Annotated in this window: 14 protein-coding genes and 2 pseudogenes; 9 read left to right on the top strand and 7 right to left on the bottom strand. The window is 57.7% G+C overall.

Annotation, left to right across the window (positions count from 1 at the left end; translation table 11 throughout):
* The first annotated feature begins 100 nt into the window (after positions 1 to 100).
* A complete protein-coding gene (locus tag AC1RQ5_RS01190; protein ID WP_493196780.1) occupies positions 101 to 259 on the top strand; it encodes a hypothetical protein in 159 nt (52 codons plus the stop codon).
* Positions 260 to 478: 219 nt separating this feature from the next.
* Here the strand turns inward: AC1RQ5_RS01190 and AC1RQ5_RS01195 are convergent, their stop codons facing one another.
* Positions 479 to 1,063 carry a tyrosine-type recombinase/integrase gene (locus AC1RQ5_RS01195; protein ID WP_493196781.1) on the bottom strand — a complete coding sequence of 195 codons (585 nt, stop codon included), beginning with the start codon at positions 1,061 to 1,063 and terminating at the stop codon, positions 479 to 481.
* Positions 1,064 to 1,213: 150 nt separating this feature from the next.
* Positions 1,214 to 3,001 carry a ShlB/FhaC/HecB family hemolysin secretion/activation protein gene (locus tag AC1RQ5_RS01200; RefSeq protein WP_493196782.1) on the bottom strand — a complete coding sequence of 596 codons (1,788 nt, stop codon included), beginning with the start codon at positions 2,999 to 3,001 and terminating at the stop codon, positions 1,214 to 1,216.
* A gap of 79 nt (positions 3,002 to 3,080) precedes the next feature.
* On the opposite strand from AC1RQ5_RS01200, the gene AC1RQ5_RS01205 reads away from it, so the two are divergent.
* The 6 genes and pseudogenes from AC1RQ5_RS01205 to AC1RQ5_RS01230 all read left to right on the top strand — a co-directional run bounded on the left by AC1RQ5_RS01205 (position 3,081) and on the right by AC1RQ5_RS01230 (position 9,325).
* Positions 3,081 to 4,448, top strand: coding sequence for a FecR family protein (locus AC1RQ5_RS01205; protein ID WP_493196783.1), 1,368 nt, complete (start codon positions 3,081 to 3,083; stop codon positions 4,446 to 4,448).
* 21 nt (positions 4,449 to 4,469) lie between these two features.
* The gene (locus AC1RQ5_RS01210) at positions 4,470 to 7,181 is read left to right on the top strand and encodes an EAL domain-containing protein (RefSeq protein WP_493196784.1); all 2,712 of its coding nucleotides are present in this window, start codon (positions 4,470 to 4,472) and stop codon (positions 7,179 to 7,181) included.
* Between the two features lie 560 nt (positions 7,182 to 7,741).
* Positions 7,742 to 7,930 (top strand): hypothetical protein, encoded by a 189-nt coding sequence (locus AC1RQ5_RS01215; RefSeq protein WP_493196785.1) that lies wholly within the window; start codon positions 7,742 to 7,744, stop codon positions 7,928 to 7,930.
* A gap of 49 nt (positions 7,931 to 7,979) precedes the next feature.
* Positions 7,980 to 8,093, top strand: a pseudogene (locus tag AC1RQ5_RS01220) (NUDIX hydrolase); the annotation flags it as partial.
* Positions 8,094 to 8,196: 103 nt separating this feature from the next.
* Positions 8,197 to 8,406 carry a cold-shock protein gene (locus AC1RQ5_RS01225; RefSeq protein WP_493196786.1) on the top strand — a complete coding sequence of 70 codons (210 nt, stop codon included), beginning with the start codon at positions 8,197 to 8,199 and terminating at the stop codon, positions 8,404 to 8,406.
* A 583-nt stretch (positions 8,407 to 8,989) separates the two neighbouring features.
* Positions 8,990 to 9,325, top strand: coding sequence for a hypothetical protein (locus AC1RQ5_RS01230; RefSeq protein ID WP_493196787.1), 336 nt, complete (start codon positions 8,990 to 8,992; stop codon positions 9,323 to 9,325).
* A 68-nt stretch (positions 9,326 to 9,393) separates the two neighbouring features.
* Here the strand turns inward: AC1RQ5_RS01230 and AC1RQ5_RS01235 are convergent, their stop codons facing one another.
* Together AC1RQ5_RS01235 and chrA are read right to left on the bottom strand one after the other, a co-directional pair.
* A complete protein-coding gene (locus tag AC1RQ5_RS01235; RefSeq protein WP_493196788.1) occupies positions 9,394 to 11,337 on the bottom strand; it encodes a hybrid sensor histidine kinase/response regulator in 1,944 nt (647 codons plus the stop codon).
* 278 nt (positions 11,338 to 11,615) lie between these two features.
* Positions 11,616 to 12,791: a chromate efflux transporter gene (gene chrA / locus AC1RQ5_RS01240; RefSeq protein WP_493196789.1), complete on the bottom strand. Its 1,176-nt coding sequence runs from the start codon at positions 12,789 to 12,791 to the stop codon at positions 11,616 to 11,618.
* Positions 12,792 to 13,300: 509 nt separating this feature from the next.
* On the opposite strand from chrA, the gene AC1RQ5_RS01245 reads away from it, so the two are divergent.
* Entirely contained in the window at positions 13,301 to 13,720 is a 420-nt protein-coding gene (locus AC1RQ5_RS01245) for a DUF1236 domain-containing protein (protein WP_493196790.1), read from the top strand.
* A gap of 451 nt (positions 13,721 to 14,171) precedes the next feature.
* Here the strand turns inward: AC1RQ5_RS01245 and AC1RQ5_RS01250 are convergent, their stop codons facing one another.
* The 3 genes and pseudogenes from AC1RQ5_RS01250 to AC1RQ5_RS01260 form a co-directional block, all read right to left on the bottom strand.
* Complete coding sequence (locus AC1RQ5_RS01250; protein WP_493196791.1) at positions 14,172 to 15,314, bottom strand: AI-2E family transporter; 1,143 nt, start codon at positions 15,312 to 15,314, stop codon at positions 14,172 to 14,174.
* Positions 15,304 to 17,514 (bottom strand): glucans biosynthesis glucosyltransferase MdoH, encoded by a 2,211-nt coding sequence (gene mdoH / locus AC1RQ5_RS01255; RefSeq protein WP_493196792.1) that lies wholly within the window; start codon positions 17,512 to 17,514, stop codon positions 15,304 to 15,306. Before mdoH ends, AC1RQ5_RS01250 begins: the two co-directional genes overlap by 11 nt.
* Positions 17,502 to 18,728: pseudogene (locus tag AC1RQ5_RS01260) on the bottom strand (glucan biosynthesis protein G); the annotation flags it as partial. The gene mdoH and the pseudogene AC1RQ5_RS01260, both read right to left, overlap by 13 nt.
* Before the next feature lie 471 nt (positions 18,729 to 19,199).
* On the opposite strand from AC1RQ5_RS01260, the gene AC1RQ5_RS01265 reads away from it, so the two are divergent.
* Entirely contained in the window at positions 19,200 to 20,417 is a 1,218-nt protein-coding gene (locus tag AC1RQ5_RS01265; protein WP_493196793.1) for a hypothetical protein, read from the top strand.
* Positions 20,418 to 21,252 lie beyond the last annotated feature (835 nt).

Here is a 21,252-nt window from a genome sequence, read left to right on the forward strand (position 1 = left end):
GCCTTAACTGAGATTTCGACGTATATTGTTGTGAGCTCTGAGCTTCTCCGCGCGGACCTTTATTGAGCTGATATCGCCACATTCCAGGCCGGACCTGCCCATGCCAATTGCCAACGGGCTCTATTCGATACGCATCTCGATGGATGGGGAGGATCGACGCCGTGCCTCTGGCATCATCACCCTGCAGGATGCAGCGCTCATCGGAGGCGACAGCTTCTTTTATTACATGGGGACTTTCGATGCCAAGGGCGGGAGATGACGTGGCGAACTAACGACGCGTCAACACACCGACGCGCCCGGCAAGAACCTCTTATTTGGTAGGCGGGAAGTCAGTTGCGGATTCTCCGGGTCTTACACGGGCAAGACTGCAAGAGTTGAGGGCACAGCCCTCGTCGGCAAAGTCAGCGTGGCTTTCAGAGCTGAGTTACAGTTTCTTCTGTTGATACAGGTCTAGTGGGCAATCACGACATTGACCCGACTAGAGTTGCTGAACGACCTTTCTCTGCGCATCGGCGTCGATATCGATATATCGCTGCGTTGTTCTCAGGTTCGTATGACCGGCTAGCAGCTGAATATCTCGAAGCGATCCGCCTACAGTCGATATTTTCCGTGCCGTGTTCGTGATGAATGTTCTACGACCACTGTGGCTTGAACATCCCATGAAGCCGAGCAGTTCATACCAACGTGAGAACATGTTCACGATCGTCTGCGGACTGACCTTCGTCGATCGCTCAGACGAAATCACGTACTTGCCAGCCTTGGACCCCAAGTGATCTTTTAAAGCCTGAAGGGCCGACCCGAGCTCACCGTTCAAGGGGATGATCCGGCCTGACCTGCCTTTACTCGCTTTGTCCTGAAGGTGGATGGCCTGACCGACCTGCCCGTCCGCATCGGTGATCATCTCCCAGGTCAGGAGGGCTATTTCTTTGGCCCTCAGCCCAGCCTTTAGGGAAAGGAGGAAGATGACCCGATTTCTGGTTGGATATCGGGACTTCGAGAGAAAGCCGAGAATGGCCTCAGTCTGGCCTTTGGTCAGGGTCTTAGCTTGCTTCCCGAGAGACATTTGGACGCTCCATCGATAGGAGCACCATATTCAGACATGCGTAATCGGACAGGGCCCAGCACTGCGACGTTCACTTGGCGGCCATCAGCAGACTTGCGGTCGGACAAGCAAGTCTCGTGGGCCGAAGGTCCGTGACGCTACGCGCCGTCGCTACATTCGGAAAGCGTTCGAAATAGAGAACAGAAATCTTGGATTTCGGTTGATGTTGTCGAACGGACGATAGCTTAGAGGAACACCGACACCGAAGTCGGCTTGTAAGTTTTCCGCAAGGAACAACCGAATGCCGCCGCCGGCTGAAGCAAGAGAAAGGCCATCTGTGTACTGGTATCCGACATTCCAAGCGACACCAGTCTCAGCAAAACCGTAGATTTGATATCCACGCAAATATCCGAAGTTCAGTGTTCCATCAAAACGCAATTCGACAGATCCGGCCATTGCATTATCGCCGCTAATCTCAGCATTGCCGTAGCCCCGGCCAAAAGAGCCGCCGCCCAAATAAAACTGCTGCGAGGTAAGCAGTTGTGTCGAGGCAAACTGACCAGCGCCTGCAATCTTCACAGACCAATCATTAGCGAGAGACTGGTACCGTGCATACTGTAGGTTCACCGTCGCGGCTTGAGCGGATCCACCATATCGCGACAATCCTTCGTCATTGACTTTCGATGCGCCCAACACGTCCAGCCCCTTACGCAAGGTAAGCGTAAGGTAGTTGACGCCGCCATACTCATCTTTCAGACGGTAATCTCCGGTAAGATATAACGTCCGCAAATGATCTCTGTACAAAGACCCGAACGCATCGCTTTCGGAAACATCCGTGAACTGCGATCCTAATGTCATAGTTAAGGTCTGGCGTTGCGTCTGAATCGGAACGGCGCTCGCGTGTATCTCGGCTGATTGTGTTCGTGTGAGGTTGCCGTATTCTCGACGCCAGTCCCCCGGTCGAACTTCGCTGTAGAATGCCGACCCGCCAAGTCTCACACCATTCACGCCTACTGGTGCATCATAACCGATGCGACCAAACCCAAGTTGGTTAGGGTCGTTTGCAATAGTCGATCCATTGATCGTTAGAGCGTCACCCGCAACGAGATACGAATTAAATGCTCCCGTTGCATAAGACTGCCACGGTCCCACAGAGCTCGATCCGAGATTGTCGGTGCCGAGCGATGCATAAACTTGCCATGACTTGACGAATACCGAAAGCCGAAACGCTCCGGTTGTTTCGCCGATCTCTTTTAATGACGTATCGGTGACCCGGATCCCAGGAAGAGAATTTAAAAGAAGAAGCTGACGTTCCAACGTTTGGTGGCGAGATGGCATCTCTGCCAAGATCGGCGACAACAGGGTCTTTACACCGAACCGCCCCTCAGGTTCTCCGTCAACGACGAGTTCAGTGATAGTTCCCTCAACGACTTTGATAATTACAACGCCGCTTGCGACGTCTTGGGTCGGCACAATTGCCCTGGTCAGGTGATACCCATTGGCGCGGTAGAGTTCGCTGATCTTTGCAGCGAGCTCACCAAGCTCGCCTTCGGTGATGCTGCCGCCAACAAACTTGCGGTACAGAGGCTCGATGGCTGGAGTTGATATCGTGCGGTTTCCAACGAGCGATATGCCGCGCACCTTGAATCTTCTGCCGCCTCCGACGACGCCCCTTCGGTTCGAAACAGCGGGAACGGAAGTTTCGTCGCCGCCCTGCTCGGCCCCCCGCCTGGCAGCTTCGAAGCGTTTCTCCGGCTGTAGTGGATCGAAGCCAGGACTGGCTGCTTGGGAGAGCGCCGCGGTCAATCCTCCGATAAGCGATATGGCGACCAGGCCTGTGGCAAATGCTGATTTGATCAGGCGATTATCGGCAAAGCAAAACGGTGCCATAGAATCCAATTCTTGACGCGCAACGACAAAAACTTGCTGCTGATCAAGTGGGTAGGTTCGTATGGTCAATGAAGCCTTAACGCGCGAGTCGTAGGTGTCCTTGCACGTAAATTTATTTTTGAATGTTTCCAGATAGCGTTACGGTTCCTTGTTCTGGAGCATTTTTGTGTCGCATATCAGACATTTATCCGTAGCTTTTATCGTGGTCGCCTTTCAGGCAAACCCCGCCTACGCAAGCGACGAACGTGGCTGGCAAATCGCCAAATCCTCGGGACAAGTCTGGACCGTCAGCGCCCAGGCACAGCCGGTATCGCTCACGAGCCAGGAAATTCGAACAGGCGACACGATCCGCACCGGTCAGAATGGTCGCGTTATGCTCAGACGTGGCGAGGAAACCATTCTCATATCGCCGAACTCTGAAGTGAAACTTCCGACGGCCGCATCGGACGGACTCTCAACCACAATTGTTCAGAAGGCAGGCTCCATCCTTTTGGATGTCGAGAAGAAAAACGTGAAGCATTTTGAGGTGGAAACGCCTTATCTCGCTGCTGTGGTGAAGGGAACACAGTTTAGGGTTAGCGTTACCTCCAGAGGGACCAACGTCAACGTTGTTCGCGGTCAGGTCGAGGTCGCTGATTTTAAATCTGGTCAGATCGCCCAAGTCCTGCCCGGCCAGACAGTGTTGTCTCGCTCGGCTGGAAACGTTGGGCTCCTCATATCAGGTCCCGGCATTCACAGCCCCATCCAACAAGGCGCACCTAGAACGCCGACATTTGACCGGCTTCCGGTGCCGCGGTCAGGCTTACCAGCACCCCGCTCAGCAGCGAACGCAATTCAAGTCCGCACGCTCGCAGCCGTAGGCACTCCTATTCCGTCCGCTGCTCCCGCGGGTCGCCGTTCGGAAGGCGAAAACGGCAATCGCGGACCTGGATCTCACAGCAAGAACAGCCCCACGCAAATCGCCGCACCGATCGGCGACGTACGTCTTAACTTTGACCGCGTGACTAACGGCCTCGCGCGGGGCACATCAGATGCTCAGCCCGGTCGTGGCGAACCAAGACGCGCGAGTTATTGGAGCTCCGGACAAAACGTGAGCCCATCCGCGGCAATATCGAACGGATCAAACTCGGACACGACCGCCGCGGCGATACCTAGCAACGTAGCCGGCGCCGCTGCCAGCCCTGTCATTACGCCCTCCTCCACGCCGAGCGCTTCCGCCAACCCCAACTCGATCACAAACAATGGGAAGTCCGGTGCCAACGGAAATGGCTACGGACGATCAAGCGACACCGCCTCGGGTAATGGGAATTCAGGAGCGGGTAATAACGGCAACGGTTACGGCCGTGCGAACGGCAACAATGGGAATGGCAACAGCGGAAATAATGGCAACGGTAACAACGGCAACGGCAACGGCAACGGCAACGGCAACGGCAACGGCAACGGCAACAACGGGAATAATGGCAACGGCAATGGCAACAACGGTAACGGCAATGGAAATGGGAACGGAAAAAAATAACGCTTAGATCGGATGACAACGATGAAGCCTTATCGCGCTCACCTTTTAGCGATGTTAGTCGTAGCTCTAGCGGCCGCGACCGGAGTTTCCGCATCGCTGTTTAACTTCGCAGCCGATTGGCGCTTCTCGCTCACTCCCCGTCCGCCGACGGGTAATATTGCCCTCATAGCTATTGACCCTCACTCGATCGAAGCTATGGGGGCGTGGCCCTGGTCCCGATCGATTCATGCCGATCTCATCAGAAAGCTCGACTCAGTTGGGGTCAGCGATATCATTTTCGACGTAGATTTCAGCTCGCCATCAACGGCAGCCGCCGATGGCGACTTGGCTGAAGCGATTAAAGCATCAACGAGCTCGGTCGTCCTTCCCGCATTTCAACAATCAAAAAAAAGTGGTTCGCCTTCTGTCCACGATAATCTGCCAATTCCACTTTTGACCGCCGATGCATGGGTTGCCTCCGCAGGAGTCAAAGTTGAGAAAGACGGCCGTGTCCGGAAATATGATTATTCGGATCGAGTGGGAAATGAACTAATTCCCTCTATCGCTACGGCAATGTCCGGAAGCGGCACACTTTCGAAGCCGCCTTTCTACATCGACCACGGTATTCGATTCCGCGAAATACCGATGGTCTCTTACTCGGACGTACTTGATGCCAACTCAGCGTCGCGCTTAAGCCTTCGAGGAAAGAAAGTCCTGATCGGCGGTACCGCGATAGAACTTGGAGATCGGTTTAGCGTTCCCAACGCGTCCGTTCTGCCCGGACCCTTGCTGCAGATACTTGCCGCTGAATCGCTCGCCCAAAACCGGGCATTGACAGCAACGTCTTGGGTTTTGAGTCTGACGGGCGTCATCCTATCTCTCATTGCGATGGTTTATGGTTGGCCTCGAATTCCCGCGAAGAGGCTCGTTATACTCATTGCTTTTGCCTCCATCGCCATTGAAGCCAGCGCGCTGTGTATCCAATTTTATTTTCCCGTTATCGTGGATACGTCGCTGCTGCAGATTACTTTCGCTGCATATTTTCTAGCGATCGCCCTCCAGGAACTAGACATCCGCGGCTTGATGACACGCGTGGCGGAGCGACGATTTCGTCGAATTGCAATGTCTATGGGCGACGCACTCATCTGCATGGACGGGAGTTTGCGTATTACGGTCTGGAATCCTGCCGCCGAGTCGATCTTTGGTTACCAGCCGGTCGAGATAATCGGCCGTTCATTCACTGAATTAATGGCGGATGCAACAAATTCCAGCGCAGTCGTGGGCATCACTGCCGACCTTATTGCAAGTCATAACGGACGTCTCATCGAGTTTGACGGCCTCCGGAAAGATGGACAAAAGTTCGACGCAGAGGCTTGCTTTTCGTCATGGGAGGATACGGACGGCCTAAGCTTTGGCTTAAGTCTAAGAGATGTTTCGACGCGAAAGAGAGAAGCCGAAAAGATCAAGTATTTGGCCGAATTTGACTCATTTACCGGCCTGCCCAATCGCTACAGCATTGAAAAACACCTTAAAGCACTACTGACGTCAAGCGATCGTCAACACTGCCTTTTCATAGTGCGTGTAAATCGGATATCCGACACCAGTGTTCTTCTTGGGCGCTCATTCAGTGGGGAGTTGATCAGGGCAGTTGGCGAGTCACTTGATCGTCACTTACCAGAAGGCCACCATTTTCTAGCGCGCATTGGCGATGAAACGTTTGCGGTATTGGCGAACGATTGCAGCGCAGACGCCGCAGCGAGATTTTCGGACACGATCAAAGCTCTCTTTGATATGCCGTTGCAGGTTGGCGAGCGGCTACACCACGCCCACGTTCGAATCGGTGCGGTACAACTACCTGATCATGGATCGACCACCGAAGCCGCCTTCGGCAATGCATACATAGCTTTGGATAAGGATAAGGCTGATGGAGCTGCCAACTTCTACCAGATGCGAGATCGCGACACGATCGAGAAGCGTCTCGCTACCGAGGAAGATCTTGTCCGAGCTTTGAATAACGATGAGTTTGAACTCTTCTATCAACCTCAGGTTTGCCTCGAAAGCAAACGAGTTGTCGGCGCAGAAGCTTTAATTCGCTGGCGCCATCCGTCTCGGGGATTAGTGCCGCCGATTGAATTTATTCCAATCGCGAACGCGACTACAGTTTCGAATGGATTGTCGCGCTGGGTAGTAGACACCGCATGGCGACAAGCCAGTCGCTGGGCTGCAGCGGGCCATGAGCTTCGGATCGGCATCAACCTTTCGCCATGCCAGTTTGCAGATAGCTCGCTGAGCGCGCAGATTGAGACGCTGCTACGTGACGCCCCCATTCGGCCGGACCTCATCGAGCTTGAAGTCACAGAAGACATTCTTCTTGACGACGAAGCCCAGGCCAAGATAGCGATCGAGAGCTTGAAGCAAACTGGTGTGAGACTTGTCTTCGACGATTTCGGTACTGGATTTGGCAGCCTCAGCTATCTAAAGTCTTTCCCACTTCACGGGCTGAAGATTGATCGGTCTTTTGTAAAGGACGCTCTCTCATGTGAAAGCGATCGGACAATTGTAAGATCGGTTATTGGTCTCGCGGAGGGGCTTGATCTCTCGGTGATTGCCGAAGGGATCGAGGATGCAGCGACTGCTGATCTTCTCCTAGCAATGGGATGCCGAGAAGGACAAGGGTACTACTTCGGGAAGCCATGCCCTGCGAGTGACTTCGAACTACAGTTCATGTCGATGGCCGGGCACATTGCCGCGTGAGCACGCCGCCCAAGTATTTTGCCATTCTGGGACCCATAGCTTTTAGACTCGGGGCGAAGATTTTCTCAGGTGTGCTGCCGGAGCTGGCGCTCTCCGCATCGACGTGTGCGCCACGCTACGGGTGGGGTAAGGTGCGGAATCAACTGCTCACAGTCTTGTTAATACTTAACGAGCGACTGTGGCGCCAAGACTCGTCACACTAAAATGCGGAAGCGGTCCCCGCGCTCCGATTCTAGTATCGGCGTCGAACGCAACCTTAGTCGCCAACGCTCGCGCGAAGCCTGCCGTCCTTTTGCTCGAGCCGCGATCGCTGTAGTTCGAAAGAGATCGTGAGAGGCTCAGCGGGAGCAATTGACGCGCGCGCCCGTCCGCTCGTGTTAGTGAATCTCCGATCCTTGGCGGTTGCAGTGGTAGCCGCGCACGGTGCGTGAGATCGCTGTCCGGAGTTGATCCGCAGTGAGGCGAAATTTCTTGTATGCCGCAAGAAATTGAGATCGAAGAAACGACGGCTCTTGCCGTTGGGGAAAGTATACTGCAGCGAACTTGGCTCGAAACGCTGGGTGGCTGCCATTAAGTTTCACGTTATTGCGCAAAAAAATGCCGGGCTTGCTCATCCGGACGGCATTCTCTGCGTCGCTCAAGCGCAGTCTGGCATAGCCAATGGAGGAGCTTTGAACGCTTCTGGTTATTTTTCAGTTAATCTGCGTGCTGGTTCCAGTCATAGCAAGAGCCTCTGGCTCCGTTCATGAAAGCGCCTTGAATTCGAAGGCGCTTGAGCAGGCATTGGAGCAAGTGAGCGGAACACTCGCCATTGGCGACACGCGAGAGCTGGACAAAGCCGAATGGCGGAAGCCCCGCCACCTGAGGCTGACGCCTACGTCTCGTTTTATCAGGGATAAGCTTTTTTCATGAGCGCCAGCCGATGCGACCCCGCGTCGCGCTATCGGTCTTGGAAGTGGCGCAGCATCGTGCGTATGATGCGGTGGTTTGGATATATCTTCACAGGAATTTTGGAATGGCTATCGGCACTGTTAAATGGTTCAACGGCACCAAGGGTTACGGCTTTATTGCACCGGAAGGCGGCGGACCTGACGTGTTCGTCCACATCAGCGCGGTCGAACGCTCCGGCCTCACTTCGCTCAATGAAAACCAGAAGATCAGCTACGAAGTTGTTGCCGACCGGCGCTCCGGCAAGGCTTCGGCTGAAAACCTCCGCGTGATGTAGGCTAGCGATCAGCTAAGGTTGCTACCAAAGCCCGCCATGCTCGCGGGTTTTTCTTTGAAGTACGTCGAGCAGTCGGCAATAATTAGCGCCTACATATCTTTGCTACTGCCGTAACCCAACGCCCTTTCCAATTCTGCCGCTTGCTGCATGTACTGTCTAGCAGCCGCTGTCATGGCGTCACGAATGTCGTTCGACGTAGCGGAGGCAGCAAGCTTGCGAGCTTGGTCAGCTCTGCGTCTTAGATCATTGATTGCAGCTTTCACGGTGCGTCCCCAACGATTCGTTGAGCTTACACTTCCTTTGCTCGGACCTTAGCTTGAAGAAGCGGCACCTTCTGCCACTTAAAACTGCGCCTCCATCATTCATGGCGGTAGCTCTCATCATTCAACTCTTGCGCTGAAACTAATGCTGTAGCGTTGAGATGTCTGCTTTGCGCCATGAGCCGACATTCGGCTAATGACAGCCGGTCCAACATGGGTGTCGGGTCAGGTTCCGGCGATGCGGTCGGCAGGCCAGTGAGTTGGGGTCAGTAGGAGGCCGACGGATAATGGCGGACGGCGATCATCGCTGCTAGAAGCCACGGATGAACGAGTTCGAAGACTTTGAAGAGCGTGTCATCTACAAGCAGCGTTTTCAGGGAACGCTTCTGGATTTTCGGGCGAGGACTTGCTTTCAGAGGTACGACTGCTGCGAGTTCGTGAAGGCCACGATCCTCATCGACGAAACAACGCAAGCCCTCGCTTTCACCAGCTGCATCTTCGAGGACTGCAACATGGACCGGCTGACGTCCGACGAAGGCAGAACGTTGATCGCTCGCGACAACATCTTCAAGGCGCCCATCGAGCAGCGCAGATCCGAGTTCGAAAAGCGGCTGGCAGACGCCTTGGCCAAAAGATCGGATAGCGAGCGGCGGCCGTAGCCTTCTTCCGCCGGATCTTCTCTTGACGAAGATCGGCAACGCCTACGTCGCGTGCTCGATGAGGGATATCACGTCGGTCGATCCTGCCGCAGGGCCTTCAGCAGCCCGTCTATCGAATACGGCTTCTTGAGGAGTTCGAAGCCGAAGGAGCCTTCCTCGGCAAGGACGTGGCTGTATCCGCTTGTCAGAACGACTTCGAGATTGGGCCATTCGGCCGCGATCTGGCGTGCCAGTTCGATTCCGCTGATGCCGGGCATGACCACGTCCGAGAAGACAAGATCGTAGTCGGCGCCGTCTTGCCGCAGCATGTCGAGCGCGCTTTGTCCGTCCCCGACCCACATGACGGCCTGGCCAAGCTCCTTCAGGAGATCGGCAGCGAATGCACCTACCGCCTCGTTGTCCTCGACGAGAAGGATCCTGCGGGTCGGAAGTCCTGGGGCGATGCCCTCCTTCACCGGCAAGCGGGATGGAGTGGCTTGAGCAGTGCTCCTCGGCAGATAGAGCGTGAAGGTCGTGCCCGACCCGAGGACGCTCTCGGCATTGATCTCTCCGCCGGACTGTTTCGCGAAGCCGTAAACCTGGCTCAGGCCGAGGCCCGTGCCCTTGTCGACCGGCTTGGTCGTGAAGAACGGCTCGAAGATCTTGACGAGCGTCTCGGGAGCCATGCCACTTCCTTGGTCAGCGATGCCGACGGCTACAAACTTGCCTGCCGCGGCGGCATGGCCTCGCACGGCGGGAACAACGTCGACCGTCTTGACGGAGATGGTTACGCGTCCTCCGTCCGGCATAGCGTCTCGGGCGTTAACGACCATGTTGACGACTGCAGTTTCGAACTGGCTTGCATCGGCTTCGATCATCATGCCGGCGTCCGGCAGCATCATTTCGACTTCCACCGTTCCGCCGACCGTTGTGCGAACGATCTGGTCCAGATCTCTTATCCGCGCCGCGACGTCGAAGAGCTCGGGCTTGAGGGGCTGCCGGCGCGCAAATGCAAGGAGCTGTCCCGTCAGCACCGTCGCGCGGCTGGCGGTGTCGGAAATGGCCTGGACGTACCGCGCGCGTTTCTCTTCCGTGATGCCGGGCCGCTGCAGGAAATCCGCGGATATCCGGATGACAGTCAGCAGATTGTTGAAGTCGTGGGCGACGCCGCCGGTCAGGCGTCCGATCGCCTCCAGTTTCTGCGCTTGCGCCAGCGCCTCGCGCGATCGCTCCAGCTCGACCTGCGCGATGCGGCGTTCCGTGATGTCCCGCGTGACCTTCGCGAAACCGACCAGCTTTCCGGTGGCGTCATGGATTGGGTCGATCAAGACATTGGCCCAGAACCGTTCGCCCGACTTTCGGACCCGCTGCGCCTCGCCCTCGAATTTCCCGTGCGTCAGTGCAGTTGCCAGCGCCCGGGCAGGCGCTCCGTCCGCCTGATCCTCGTCGGTGTAGAAGACCGAAAAGTGGCGTCCGACAATCTCCGCTTCGGTGTACCCCTTGATCGCCTCGGCGCCAGCGTTCCAATTGGTCACGATACCTTCTGGATCGAGAAGGTAGATGGCGTAGTCCTTGACGCCCTGAACGAGGAGACGGAAGCGCTGCTCACTCGCCCGCAGCTCCTCATCGATGGCCCTCTTGTCGGAAATGTCCCGCGTGATCTTGGCAAAGCCGATGATGCCGCCGGCCGCGTCGTAGACCGGATCGATGACGACATGGGTCCAGAAGCGCGTGCCATCTTTCCGGAGCCGCCACCCCTCCGACTCAAAACGTCCTTCGGTCGAGGCGGTCGCAAGCGCCCTGCCTGGCAGCCCTATGGCTCGGTCCTCGTCGGTGTAGAAGACCGAGAAGTGCCGACCGACGATCTCTTCCTCCGTATATCCCTTGAATCGCCGCGCGCCCGTATTCCAGGTCGCAACATGGCCATCCGCATCAAGAAGGTAGATCGCATAGTCCTTCACCGCATCGATCAGGAGCTGAAAACGGTCCTGCTGCGCGATGTCGGTCAGGAGTGTCGCCGGGGGAATTTGCATACCCATCCATTCAATTAGGCAGATCAGACGGCGACAGAGTGAGCCGGATGGTGGGCCGACCATAGGCCTTAGATGCGCCAATTCAAAGCCTCGTACTTGTGTCAGGCGACCAAGGCCCGGGCGCGGATGTCGAAGAGCTTGGAGGCCAGGGGCGACAACGCTCATGCTTTTGCTCGCTCGCTCTCTTACGTCCTCGATAGCGACAAAAAGGCGGCTGCCGAACAGCTTGTCGAGCGCCTGCGGCAGAAACAGGCAATATGCTCGCGGCACGGACGCCGTCAGGAAATGAAGAGCTGCCCAGCCACACCGCAAAGCGCAACGACCAGCCAGGGCGGTGCTTTCCAGACGTACAGCATCACGAAGGCGGCGAGGCCGAGGACGTAATCGAACCGGTCTGTGATGCCCGCCGTCCAGACCGGGTCGTAGAACGCGGCGAGCAGCAGCCCGACGACCGCGGCGTTCACACCCGCGAGCCCCGCCTGCGCCACGGAAATCTTCCTCAGCACCTCCCAGAACGGCAGGAAGCCGACGACCAGCAGGAAGGAAGGCAGAAATATGCCGAGAAGACACACCAGCGCGACCGACCATCCTCCGATGACGGCGCCGAGATAGGCTGAGAAGGTGAACAACGGGCCGGGAACGGCCTGGGTTGCGCCGTATCCCGCGAGGAAGGCGTCGTAGTTCACCCAGGCCGGCACCATTTCGGCCTTAAGCAGAGGAAGCACCACGTGTCCTCCTCCGAACACGAAGGAACTCACGCGGTAGAAGATGTCGAAGAGTTGCAGTGTTCCGCTGCCTGTCAGGGAAGCGAGCAGCGGCAGCCCCAGAAGCAGTCCTATGAACAGGGCGAGCGAAGCCATGCCCGCTCGCCGGCTGACCGGAAGCGGTAGAACCGTCGCGTCGACCGGCGGCACAGCCTTGATGGCCGCCAATCCCAAAATTCCACCGAGCACGATGCCGCCGATCTGCCCCCAGGCGGACGGCAGCAGGAAGGCAACAATCATGGCGGCGACGGCGATCGACGCGCGGAGGCGATCGGGCGTCAACGTCCGCGCCATGCCGAGGATGGCCAACGCAACGACCGCGACCGCGGCGACCTTCAGTCCGTGCAGCCAGCCGCCACCAAAATTGCCGCCCGCGGCATTCAGCCCATATGCGAAGCCGACGAGCACGATGGCTGAGGGCAGCGTGAAGGCCGTCCAGGCGGCAAGAGCGCCGAGATAGCCGGCCCTGGACAGGCCAATTGCGATACCCACTTGGCTCGAGGCCGGGCCGGGCAGGAACTGGCACAGAGCCACCAGATCGGCGTAATTGTTTTCGCTCAGCCATTGCCGACGTTCGACGAACTCGGACCGGAAATAGCCGAGATGCGCGACGGGACCGCCGAACGACGTCAATCCGAGTTTCAGGAAGATCAGAAAGACTTCCGCGGCACCTCCCACAACGCCGTTCATCGATTAACCGATCGGAAGGCGTCTGGCCCAAACTTGCCGCGAGAGAAAATCATCCAGAACCTTTGAACCTCTGCGACAGCCTGCCGCACCCATGTGTGCAAGCAATGCGGAGGATGTCATGCCTATAGCCTTGAAGCGTCCAGCCATCGTTGCAGAAGAGGCCCCGAAAAGCTCAAGCCCGTTGGTCCATGTCGCCATGTTCGCTGCGGCTGGCCTGTTCGTCTGTCTCTTGCTTATGACTTACGGACTGGACTTGAGCCCCGGCTTGTTCTGATCACATACGAAAAACTCGCCGGTGTCGCTCCCGGCGAGTCTGTCGTGTCTACCTGCCGGCGGTACGCATTACTGATCCGCCTATGATTAAAATGCCCTGCAATCCTTAAGGAAGGATTCCGAGCTGCGCCGCGTAATCTCGTCAGCGAAGGGATAGGCATTCACCCCGAAAGCCTCTGGCACGTATTGCCGCACCGCAACTTGTAGCGCGGGCAATGTTCTCATGGGGTTTCACTATGTCTTTTCGTTTTATATCGTTTGTTGCAGTCGCTGCTTTGATCGCCACCAGCCAGGTCGCAATGGCTCAGGGCGTCCCGGGTGGCATGGAGCGTGGCGCCCGTGATGGCGAACGCGCTGCTGGTCCGGTAGGCGCTGCGGTCGGCGCGGCAGTGGGTGGTGTTGTCGGTGGCGTGGCTGGCGTGCTTGGTGTGGACGACCGTCCCCGCTTCCGCACCTACGTCCAAGGCCGCAACGTTCGCTCGTACACCTACGCCGAGCCGGTAGCCGTTGGTACCGTACTGCCAGCTGATGGCGTGACCTATTACGACGTGCCAGATGACTATGCGTCGGTGCGAGAATATCGCTACACAGTCGTGAATGACCGCACGGTGCTGGTCGATCCGCGCACTCGTCGCGTAGTGCAGATCGTCGAGTAACACCGCTCGCGTAACGTTGACGGACGGCTCGCCTTTAACGGCGGGCCGTTTGCGTTAGGCGACACTTTGGGAGATATCTGTAATTGCCTGAGTCACTGCCGTTAAAAGTAGAATGTCGGCTTTGCGCCATGAGCCGCCATTGGTACTGCCGAATGGATTGGCCTGACTGAAAAGGACGAGGTGGACAGCGTGTCGCAGAAGACGCTGCTCTGTCTTAGGGGACAACGCGGTCGAGGAAACCGCATGGTCGGCTCGGTCTGGTGTTCGAACCATTCCACTCTACAAGCAGCGAAATTTCAGCGCTCTCGCTTGCAACTCGCTGATTGCCTACGAGCCCTCGGCCTCCATCCCCTGCCTCGTAAACGGAGACTGCAAACCGTCTAACATTCTTTTGAAGAAGGTCGGGAACTCCATCCAGTGTGGAACGCAGATCGCTGAGCATACTCGGTCATTATTGCGGCGCGGGCCGGAATATCCACTCGCGCCAGACGGTTAACAACGCTGCCATAATCACGGGTCCAACAAACAACCCAAACAGTCCAAAGGCAGCGATTCCCCCAAATATTCCGACAAAAGCAAAAAGGAACGGAAGCCGCGCTGAACTCCCGACCAAGGAAGGCCATACGAAGTGATCTCCTGCGAGCATAACGATCGCACCCCATAAAAACACCCCGGCGGCCGCAAAACCACTACCGCCGCCAGAAACCAGAACCAATGCTGCTGTGGTGAAAGCAAACCAGGCCCCGAACGGCAGCATCGCGAAAGCGGTAGTTAATATTGTAAACATAACGGGATTGGGTACCCGGGCGACCAAGAAGCCGACACCGATAAGCATTCCCTCGCCAATGGCGACGAGGACTGTTCCATTCACCGTCCCGCGCGTCGCTTCAACTATTTTTTCGACAAGTCCTTCTCCTGCATCACCGATCAAGCGGTCGCACGTCTCGAGAAAGCGACCCGCGACTGCGCGGCCATTCCTGAGGAGGAAAAACAAGGTCAGCAGCGAGAACAACATCAGAAGCAGGCGATGGAGCAATTGTGCGCCAAAAGTCTTAAATAGCTCCGACGCGTTATCTGCATTCACGGTCTGCAGCCATGCTGCCGCAGCTTTCGGATCGGAAAGATTGGCGCGCCACCAACTCTGGAGCGCTTCCGCAGCAACAGGCAGACGAGCGACCCAATCCGGAACCTCGACACCGCTTTCACGAGCTTGCTTCAGCCAATTCACGAGAACATCGCTTTGTTGCGCGATCTGGTAGATGGCAAGCGACATCGGAGTAAACAGCACCAAAGCCACGATCGCGGTGAAGAGGAACGCCGCGAGGCTAGAAGGACCTGACGAAACGTGATCTGCAAACTTTAGGTATAGTGGCCAGAGGGTAACTGCGAGAATAGTCGCCCATATCAATGCCGGTAGAAAGGCCGAAGCGGTCCATGCTCCTAGCGCGAATAGCGTGAGGGCGAGAACGACCCGCGAATTCATCCGCGCAGCAGCTCCCAAAGGAAGAGGTTTTTGCTTAGCGTTGGCTGATGCCAGATCAATTGGCGTTGTTCGCCGCTTTCGCGAAGCGTCTATTCCGGCCTTACTCACCATCGCTGGATCTCTCCATTTCACCCAATACGAACGGTCGGTCAGGCAAATTATCCAATTGCTGAAGCGCCGACCGACTGTTGAGCACTGCGAAAGTCTCGCGGGATGTTAGGAAGCTTACTGCTTCGTCAAAATGCTCGGCGTCCGCTATCTTGGCACGAGCGATAGCCAAATCAGAATCTATTTGGCCACGGCTGCGCGGCGCTTCGTGCAACGATTGCTGATGTGCTCCACGCAGGTCAGTATCAGTGCGCAGCGCGTGCAATGGACTAGCGCCGTACTCTGGCGCCGCCAGCGCCAATGCATTTGCGCGGGCAAGCACCGCGGGAGGCACGTTCTGTTCCGGCGTGGAGAACAAGCTTGCCCCCTGGCCCGCAGGCAGCAGGCGTGAAGAAATCAGGGCAACGGGCACTGACATGAGCAGTCCCAGGATCACCGGTGTCATCCAAAGGAACAGCGGCAACGATACGAGATAAGCACTGATCGCCATCAGGACGCCGACGAAGGTCGGCCCACTATATTTGCGGACCATTTCGCGAAGCGGCACGCCCCCGTCGTCGCGGCGCTGTACCTGCCAGCCCGCATCGCGGCCTAGCAGAATTTCGCCTACCGCAGACGACTGGAAGATCATCATCACTGGAGCGACGAGGCCGGACAGCACGGTCTCGACGATGATGCCGGCGAACACCCGCAGGCCGCCGCCGAAATCTTTTCGGTTCTCGCTCTGGGTAAGCAGCAGCACATAGGCGAGCAGCTTGGGTACGATCAGCAAGCCCATGGTGCCGCCGAACACCCAAGCGGCGCGTACTGGATCCTGTGCCGGCCATTGCGGAAACAGCGTAAAGCCTTTCGCAAAATATTCCGGTCGCACGAACTGCGCCTGCAGCGAGATGAGAATGCCCATCACCAGGAACATCAGCCAGAGTGGTGCGGTGAGGTAAGAGCCAATCCCGGTCAACAGATGCAGGCGCGACACCCAATGTAGCCGCCGGGCCGGCAGGACCGCCAAATGCTGCAGGTTGCCCTGGCACCAGCGGCGGTCGCGCGCGGCGAAATCGAGCAGCGACGGCGGGCATTCCTCGAAACTGCCGCCGAGTTTCGGCGCCATGTGAATGGCCCATCCGGCACGCCGCATGAAGGCAGCCTCAATGAAATCGTGACTGAGGATATGGCCGCCGAACGGCTTGCGCCCGGACAGTTCCGGCAGGCCGGCGTCGCCCGCAAAGGCGCGAATCCGGATGATGGCGTTATGACCCCAGTAATTGCTTTCGGAGCCGTGCCACCAGGCAATGCCGGATGCGATCACCGGTCCATACAGCCGGCCGGCGAACTGCTGCATGCGCGCAAACAGCGAGCGTGCGTTGACCACGATCGGCAGTGTCTGGATCAGCCCGACACCGGGATGCTGCTCCATGCCGGCCACTAGCCGCACGATGGTGTCGCCGGTCATCAGGCTGTCGGCATCGAGAATGATCATATGCTCGTAGCCGGCGCCGAACCTCCTGACCCACTCCTCGATATTGCCGGATTTTCGCGCCACGTTGCGCGGCCGATGGCGATAAAAAATGTTGGGAGCGTCGGCCGCGTCGCGTCGCAACTGCAGAAGAGCCTCTTCCTCAGCGATCCAGACCGCGGCGTCGGTGGTGTCGCTCAGAACGTACCAGTCGAAATGCGCACCATGTCCGGTTTCCGCAACAGACTCCCAGATCGCGCGCAGCCGCGCCATGATCCGATAGGGATTCTCGTTATAGGTCGGCAGAAGCATGGCGTTTCGGCTCGAGATCGCCGGCAACGGCGCCAGCGGCTCAATGGCCAGCGGATCGCGTCCGCACACCAACAGCATGGCGAAGCCCGCCGTTGCCGACATGAAGGAGAAGGCGACCCAGGCGAACAACAGCGCAAACAGCCCGAGCACCATCCCTTCCAGGATGGTAACGCCCCCGACCTGCAGCACTTCGAACATCTCGTAGCCGCCAGCTGCCGTGAGCGCGGCGGTCCCAAACAAAATATAGGCCCGTCGCAGCTTAGTCGGCATGGGTCTGAATTGCGCACGCCGCCGCGACGCGTCCTGACCGTCCAGACCGTGCGAAATCATCGCCAGTGGCATCTCCGGGGGGAGAAAGGGCGCGTCGACAGCAGCCGGCAGGTTGCCCGCGGCCGCCGTCAGTGATGACACTGACGCTTGCGCATTCAAGGTGTCCATCGATAGACCCACACTTCCGAGACCGGCTGATCATCCTGCATGAGGATCGCGCGCAACTCGACCGGGGTCTTGGACTTGGCGGCCATTTCGAAACTCAGCCGCCAGCCACCGGTCTGCGGGTTGCGCTGGGTAACGATGTTGCGGATCTCGGCTTTCTCCGCCGTAACGACGCCCTTCATCTTGGCAGGATCAACGGATGTCAACTTGTCGCCGATCAGATCCAGCACGAACAGCCTATTATCATCGCCGCGGGCACCGACGCCGCTGCGAGAAAAGATCGCCAGCGCCGACGGTTTGGGCTGGTCCGGTCCCCAGTGCAGCCGATAGGTGAACGCCTGCTCGCCCTTGGCCGGCAACGCGTTCTTTGGACGCCAGAAGCTGCCGATGTTGTCGTGGATTTCCTCGTTGGTTGGAATCTCCAGAAGCTGCACTGATCCCTCGCCCCAGTCGCCGATCGGCTCCACCCACAGACTGGGCCGCCGTTCAAAGCTGGATTCGAGGTCCTGATAGTCAGAGAAATCCTTCTGGCGCTGCATGAGCCCGAATCCCCGCGGGCTGCGGTCGCCGAACGAACTGATTTGCAGATCACGCGGGTTGTGAAGCGGCCGCCATAGCTGTTCGCCGCGCCCGTTAAAAATGGCGAGGCCGTCCGAGTCATGCACAGCAGGACGGAAGTCGTCGACTTGCTTGCGATCGTTGGGACCGAAGAAGAACATGCTGGTGATCGCGGCGAGCCCGGCGGTCTTGATCTCGACCCGCGGGAAAATCACCATCTCGACGTCGAACACAGTGGTTTCGCCCGGCCGGATCGTGAACCGGTAGGCCGCTGCCGCGCTCTCGCTGTCGAGCAGCGCATGAACGACGACGGAACTTGCATTGGCTGCCGGCTTCTCAATCCAGAATGCCCTGAACGCGGGGAATTCCTCACCGGCGGCCTCGCCGGTATTGATCGACAGGCCTCGCGCCGAGAGACCATAGACCTGGCCTTTGGCGACTGCGCGAAAATAGCTTGCGCCGAGAAACACACAGACTTCATCGTAATAGTCGGGCCTGTTGATAGGCGCATGAAGGCGGAAGCCGCCAAACCCAAGGTCTGTGCCGGCCGGTGGCGGTGTCGCGGTCCCGAATGAAAAGTTCTCCGGCTTGTACGGCACCCGCGTCGCCTGACCATTGGCAACCTCGTAGATGTCGACCCGGTTGGTGTAGGTGCAACCGACATCGGACGTGAAATGGTCCGCCGGGGCTGAGCGATCGAGTTCAAGCGATACTCCGACGGCCGATACGCTGGCGCGGAGGCGGAGGCAAAGGCCGCGAAGGCTGGCTTCTGGTCTGGAAAATTCGACGAGCCAGTCGAGTGGCGGAAGTCCAAGCGCGTCAGTGAGGTGTTGGATGCGCCGTCGGCAACACAGTCATTCAGCCCGCCGGTGGGATTGATGGCCGCCGCTGGATCGGCCGTAGCGAAGGTTCCGCCGACTACATCCGCCACAAGCTGCAAATCAGCCCGGACCTGCCGCGACGCCGTGATCCTCTGGTGCGGCGGCTACAGCCGCGCTGACGCTGATGCTGACGGAATCCCATGCGAAAACGCTTGCCGGACGCTGGCGCAGGTCGAGCCCATCAAGAAGGAGATTGGTTGCGAAAAATGAGCGTGTATCGAGGAGAGTCACTCGGGGGCGAAAACAAAGATGTTCGAGCGCGGACCATTTAGAAATTGCTTCGCCTGCGGCAAACCTGCGTTTGGCATATTGTCAGCCGGCGGGACCATGCTCCGGCGACGCTGTAAGGATTGCCGCTATGTTTGCGATGAAACTCTCCCACCCGTGGATAAAAAGGTTGTCTATCTAGATCAACTCGCAATCAGTGAAATTTATAAGCTGAAATCCGGAAAGCGGAATGCTGCTGCTGGCGGTCAAGCTCTGTGGGAAGAGATTGCCGACCAGGTCAACCGGACATTCTTGCTACAGCAGGTCATTTTTCCCGGCTCGAACATTCACAGAGACGAAACAATTGTCTCGCCGTTCCGAAGTGAGCTCGCGCTTGCACATGATATGCTTAGCGGAGACATCTCGCTTGCCAACATTGAGGACGTCGAACTGAGCCAGACGTTTGCGCATGCTAGCGCATACGCCGCTGGCTCTGCCGAGCCCGCCATATTGTTCGATGTCGATGAAATTCTAGAAGGTGCGGAGCGTAACGAGTGGATCCGCGACCTGCATATATCCGCAAATATGGATTACGGAATTTTTGCGGAGGGTATTCGGAAACATAGAGAAGAGGCGGACGCGAGTTGCACCCCGCTGTGGGAGCGATGGATCGCTCAAAAACCTAGCTTTACCGATGTCTTGATGCATGAACTCAACGATTTTAGCAAAGCGAAGCGGGGCGCGCTGCGACATGCAGCGAAGCGGGCACAAGAAGCTCTTGAGATAGACCACGACACTCAGGAATTCTTAGACCGACTGTCTCATCCGACAATGCGTGAATTCAATCAGTTGAAGGAGTTTTTTAGACAGAAAGACCAGACAGACCGTGAGGCAGTTGGCGCGGTCTACAATTTTTGGGATTGGCCTATGAATAGAGAGATGCCCGTTCACAGGATTTCTGCCTACCTTTTCGCAGGAATAGCTCGTCGGCTGGCTAGTGGTCAAAAGCGGCATCCATCCCGTGGGATGATGAACGATATCCGTGCGATCTCAACGTACGGCCCATATGTTGATGCGATGTTTCTCGACAACGAATGCGCGTCGCTCCTGTCGGAAGAGCCGCTCCGAACTGAACTAAGGCTTAAAGCAAAAATCTTCTCGGCGAAGTCCGGTGAAGCATTTTTGCAATACTTGCGTGACCTCGAGGTCGCGGCGCCGGCAGAAGTCAAAAGATATGCCGAAGAGATCTACGGCCTCTAGCATTGCGGATGATGTGTGCAATCACCTTGCGTCGCGGCTCGGCGTCCGGTCCCCAACGCGGCCAGCCGGCGCGACGCTCGCGTTTCCGTTATCCGACGACGGTGGCGCCGCATTCGGATTGACCATCACTCCGGTATTTGTGCTGCTCAGCGACTTGGTCGCCGCGGCGCCGCCGGGCGACTGCCCATAGGATGGAGAGCTCGACGAACCGCTGATGGTCGAAGGCGAAGGGACAGCTTTGTTATCGTTCGTGCCGTTCTCCCGTGTAACGGAGTTTAGGTTTCCGTTGTTTGGCTGATTAGCATTGCCGCCGAGGCCAGAGCCTCCACCGGGTGAGCTACTGCCCGCTGCCCCGCCGCCAGCAGCTCCACCTCCGGCCGATCCACCCGCACCGGCACCTCCGCCGCCACCTCCCCCACCACCACCGCCGCCGCTGCCGCCTCCGCCGCCTTGGGCGAACACAGTCCCTGATGCTGCGATGAGGACTGCGGCGAATATAGCAATAGACTGACGTGTCATGTGGAGCTCCTCGGTTCGGAGGCTTAAACCTACTTTCCGTGAACAGTTCCGGCCGCTGTGGAACGTTCGCCGCTATTGAGGCGCTGTCGAGGAGAATGGAATGTCCGAGGAACACCCAGAGCCGACAGCTGAGCCGGTCGAAGATCTGCACACGGTCGTTGTCGAGGGCGTCAAGGACGCAGCGCAGGGAGCTGGCGCAGCGATCACGGAAGCGCGCAAGCCGGGACGTCCCCTTGACCTGCTCGCGAGGATCGGACGCCAGGCGCCTCTCGGTTCGATCCTCGTAGCCTTCTTGCTAGGCGTCGCTGTAGGGCGC

This window comes from Tardiphaga sp. GW821-FHT12E02, assembly GCF_058807155.1.

What these genes read in the sequence shown, in the direction of transcription:
- AC1RQ5_RS01210 (WP_493196784.1), top strand. Translation starts at nt 4,470, where the DNA reads ATGAAGCCTTATCGCGCTCACCTTTTAGCGATGTTAGTCGTAGCTCTA.
- AC1RQ5_RS01195 (WP_493196781.1), bottom strand. Translation starts at nt 1,063, where the DNA reads ATGTCTCTCGGGAAGCAAGCTAAGACCCTGACCAAAGGCCAGACTGAG.
- mdoH (WP_493196792.1), bottom strand. Translation starts at nt 17,514, where the DNA reads ATGGACACCTTGAATGCGCAAGCGTCAGTGTCATCACTGACGGCGGCC.
- AC1RQ5_RS01190 (WP_493196780.1), top strand. Translation starts at nt 101, where the DNA reads ATGCCAATTGCCAACGGGCTCTATTCGATACGCATCTCGATGGATGGG.
- AC1RQ5_RS01265 (WP_493196793.1), top strand. Translation starts at nt 19,200, where the DNA reads ATGTTCGAGCGCGGACCATTTAGAAATTGCTTCGCCTGCGGCAAACCT.
- AC1RQ5_RS01235 (WP_493196788.1), bottom strand. Translation starts at nt 11,337, where the DNA reads ATGCAAATTCCCCCGGCGACACTCCTGACCGACATCGCGCAGCAGGAC.
- AC1RQ5_RS01225 (WP_493196786.1), top strand. Translation starts at nt 8,197, where the DNA reads ATGGCTATCGGCACTGTTAAATGGTTCAACGGCACCAAGGGTTACGGC.
- AC1RQ5_RS01245 (WP_493196790.1), top strand. Translation starts at nt 13,301, where the DNA reads ATGTCTTTTCGTTTTATATCGTTTGTTGCAGTCGCTGCTTTGATCGCC.
- AC1RQ5_RS01250 (WP_493196791.1), bottom strand. Translation starts at nt 15,314, where the DNA reads ATGGTGAGTAAGGCCGGAATAGACGCTTCGCGAAAGCGGCGAACAACG.
- chrA (WP_493196789.1), bottom strand. Translation starts at nt 12,791, where the DNA reads ATGAACGGCGTTGTGGGAGGTGCCGCGGAAGTCTTTCTGATCTTCCTG.
- AC1RQ5_RS01230 (WP_493196787.1), top strand. Translation starts at nt 8,990, where the DNA reads ATGAACGAGTTCGAAGACTTTGAAGAGCGTGTCATCTACAAGCAGCGT.